Genomic DNA, 3196 nt, shown 5'->3' on the forward strand with positions numbered 1-3196 from the left:
GCGCGCAGTTTATCCATATTGGGTTTGCCGGCCTTGCACTCTTTGACAAACTCGTCGGCAAATTCGCCGCTCTGAATGCGTTTTAGCACATCTTTCATTCTGGCTTTGACCGAAGCGTCGATGATTTTCGGCCCGACAGTCAGGTCGCCGTATTCGGCCGTGTTGGAAATAGAATAACGCATACCGGCCAGACCGTGTTTGTAGATCAGATCGACGATCAGCTTCATTTCATGCAGACATTCAAAATACGCCATGGTCGGCTGATAACCAGCTTCGACCAGAGTTTCAAATCCGGCTGTGACCAGCGCGGACATGCCGCCGCACAGCACGGCCTGTTCGCCGAAAAGATCAGTCTCGGTTTCTTCTTTGAAAGTCGTTTCAAAAATTCCCGCGCGCGTGCCGCCGATCGCTTTGGCATAAGCCATGGCGATATTCCGCGCCTGACCGCTGTGGTCTTGCTGCACCGCAAACAAATCCGGCACCCCCGCGCCCTCGGTGTAAAGCTGGCGCACCATGTGGCCGGGGCCTTTGGGCGCGACCATGATCACATCAATGTCTGGGGGCGGCGCGATATATTTGAAATGGATATTGAAGCCGTGGGCAAAAGCCAGAATATTGCCCGGCTGCAGATTTTTCTCAATGTCCTGCTTGTATATATCCGCCGCGAATTCATCAGGCGTCAGCATCATGATCAGGTCGGCTTTTTTGGCCGCGTCAGCCGGAGGCAGTACCTCAAAACCGGCTTCTTTGGCCGCCGCCGCGTGCGCGCTGTCTGGCCGCAGACCGATGACGACCCGCAAGCCGCTGTCTTTCATGTTGAGCGCGTGAGCGTGCCCCTGCGAGCCGTAGCCGATCACCGCGATCGTTTTGTCTTGCAATATGCTGATATCGGCGTCCTTATCATAATATGTTTGCACCATTTTACTGCACTCCTTTTTTTAGAATTAAGTACCCGCCCAGGAATACGCTGTCGACGGCGAGCGCCACCCATATTAAACCAAAATCCAAATAATATAAAGCAAACAAATAAGGCGCGCCGGCCGCGATCAGCCAGCTCCAGAGCGATTTAAATCCGGCGCGTCCATGCAGAACAAAATAACTGGCCGCCAAAAATAAATAAAGACCGGCATTCAAGCGATTGTGAATGAAAATATATACGGCGGCTTTTAAGCAGGTCAGCCCTAAAAAAAGCAAAAATAAATCCAGTCTGGCCTGGGGCTGAGAATGAATTTTAGCGGAAGAATGATGTTTTTTTAGCACTATTTTTTGCCTCTGCTCAAAGCGATCTTGCCGGTGCGCACGACGGCCTGCAGGCCGTATTTTTCCAGCAGAGCTTCCAGACCCTCGATTTTGGCGGTGTCGCCGGTCGCTTCTATTATCATGCTGCCTTCAGCGATGTCTATGACTTTGGCGCGAAAAGCGCTGGCCAGCGCGTATATTTCGTGGCGGGTTTTCGGCGCGGCGTTGACCTTGAATAAAACCATTTCACGGCTGATGAATTCACCCTGTGACAGATCCAAAACTTTTTTCACGTCGGGCAGTTTGTTCAGCTGTTTACTGATCTGTTCCAGTATCTCGTCATTGCCGTGCACGACCAGCGTGATACGCGACACGTCTTTGGTTTCCGTGGGGCCGACCGCCAGCGAATCGATATTGTAAGCGCGGCGGCTGAAAAGCCCGGCCACCCGCGCCAGCACGCCGGGTTTATTGTCCACGATTACCGCGATAATATGTTTCATTTTAGCGCTCCAGTTTTCGGCAGCAACATTTTGTTTAACGTGCCGCCAGCCGGCACCATCGGCAGCACATTTTCGTCACGCGCCACTAAAATATTGACCAAGACCGCGCCTTTGTACGCTAAAACTTCCTGAAGCTGCTTGGCCAGATTTTGCGGATCCTCGATCTGCACGCCTTTGAGGCCGTAAGCCTCGGCTAGTTTGAGAAAATCCGGCTGACATTCCGCCATATCGGTATGCGAGTAATGTTCATGGTAAAACAATTCCTGCCACTGGCGCACCATGCCCAGCCAGCGGTTGTTGATGATCAGGATCTTGACCGGCAGTTTATTGGTGGCGATAGTGCCCAGCTCCTGCAAATTCATCTGGATGCCGCCGTCGCCGGCCAGACAAATAATTTGTTCTTTAGGATAGGCCGCCGCCGCGCCCATTGCCGCGGGGAGAGCGAAACCCATCGTGCCCAGACCGCCGGAGGAAAGGAAATGCCGCGGAGACTCTATCCGTAAATACTGCGCCGCAAACATTTGATGCGTGCCGACGTCGGTGATATATACCGCGCGGCCTTTGGTCAGGTCATTCAAAACTTCACAGACCTGCTGTGGTCTGATCGTTTTGCTATCTTTAACATAAGTTAGCGGAAAATCTTTTTGCCATTTGGCGATCTGCTGGAGCCACCCGGCGCGCGGCGCGATTTTTGTTTTTTTCAGCGCGGCCAGCATTTCTTTGAGTATTTCCCGCGCGTCACCGATGATCGGCACGTCTGCCGGCACGCATTTGTTGATCTCCGCCGGATCAATATCCGCGTGAATGATCCTGGCCTGCCGCGCAAAAAGCTGCGGATTGCCGGTGATGCGGTCGTCAAAACGCATGCCGATCGCAAAGATCACATCGGCTGCGCATAGCGCGTAATTCACCGCCGCCGAGCCGTGCATACCCGGCATACCCAGATAACCAGCGGTGTCCGGCGGGATCAGGCCGAGCCCCAGCAGCGTGGTGGTTACCGGCATTCCCGTGATTTGTATAAATTCCGCTAATTCTTTGGCCGCGTTGGCTGTGCTGACGCCGCCGCCAGCGATGACCAGCGGCCGCTCAGCTGACAAAAGCAATTCCACCGCCTGCTTGATCTGGCGCGGATTGCCCCGCAGCGTCGGCTTATAATTGGGCAGATCGATCTTTTCGGGATATTTAAACTCCGCGTCCTGCTTGCAGATATCGGACGGTATATCGATCAGCACCGGCCCGGGACGTCCTGTGCGCGCCAGATGAAAAGCCTCTTTGACCGTGCGCGCCAGCTCATTTACATTTTTGACCAGATAATTGTGTTTGGTGATGGGCATGGTGATGCCGGTCATATCGGCCTCTTGAAAAGCGTCTTTGCCGATCTGCGTCGTGCCGACCTGTCCGGTGATAGCCACCAGCGGCGCCGAGTCCATGTAGGCTGTGGCGATAGCTGTGACAAG

General features: G+C 53.9%; 4 protein-coding genes. All 4 read right to left on the reverse strand.

The window, feature by feature from the left end; all coding sequences use genetic code 11:
- Window positions 1–920, reverse strand: a 920-nt coding sequence (gene ilvC / locus LBJ25_04920; GenBank protein MDR1453297.1) for a ketol-acid reductoisomerase, incomplete at its 3' end; no start/stop codon positions are given.
- A 1-nt stretch (window position 921) separates the two neighbouring features.
- A complete protein-coding gene (locus LBJ25_04925; GenBank protein ID MDR1453298.1) occupies window positions 922–1260 on the reverse strand; it encodes a hypothetical protein in 339 nt (112 codons plus the stop codon).
- Entirely contained in the window at window positions 1260–1739 is a 480-nt protein-coding gene (ilvN, locus tag LBJ25_04930; GenBank protein MDR1453299.1) for an acetolactate synthase small subunit, read from the reverse strand. The genes LBJ25_04925 and ilvN overlap by 1 nt, the downstream gene beginning before the upstream one ends.
- Window positions 1736–3196 (reverse strand): biosynthetic-type acetolactate synthase large subunit (ilvB, locus tag LBJ25_04935; protein MDR1453300.1); only part of this gene is annotated, 1461 nt, incomplete at its 5' end. The genes ilvN and ilvB, both read right to left, overlap by 4 nt.

It is taken from the genome of Candidatus Margulisiibacteriota bacterium (assembly GCA_031268855.1).
Lineage (GTDB): Bacteria > Margulisbacteria > Termititenacia > Termititenacales > Termititenacaceae > Termititenax.

Excerpts from the sequence above, each read along its gene's own strand:
- ilvN (MDR1453299.1), bottom strand. The coding sequence starts at position 1,739 with ATGAAACATATTATCGCGGTAATCGTGGACAATAAACCCGGCGTGCTG.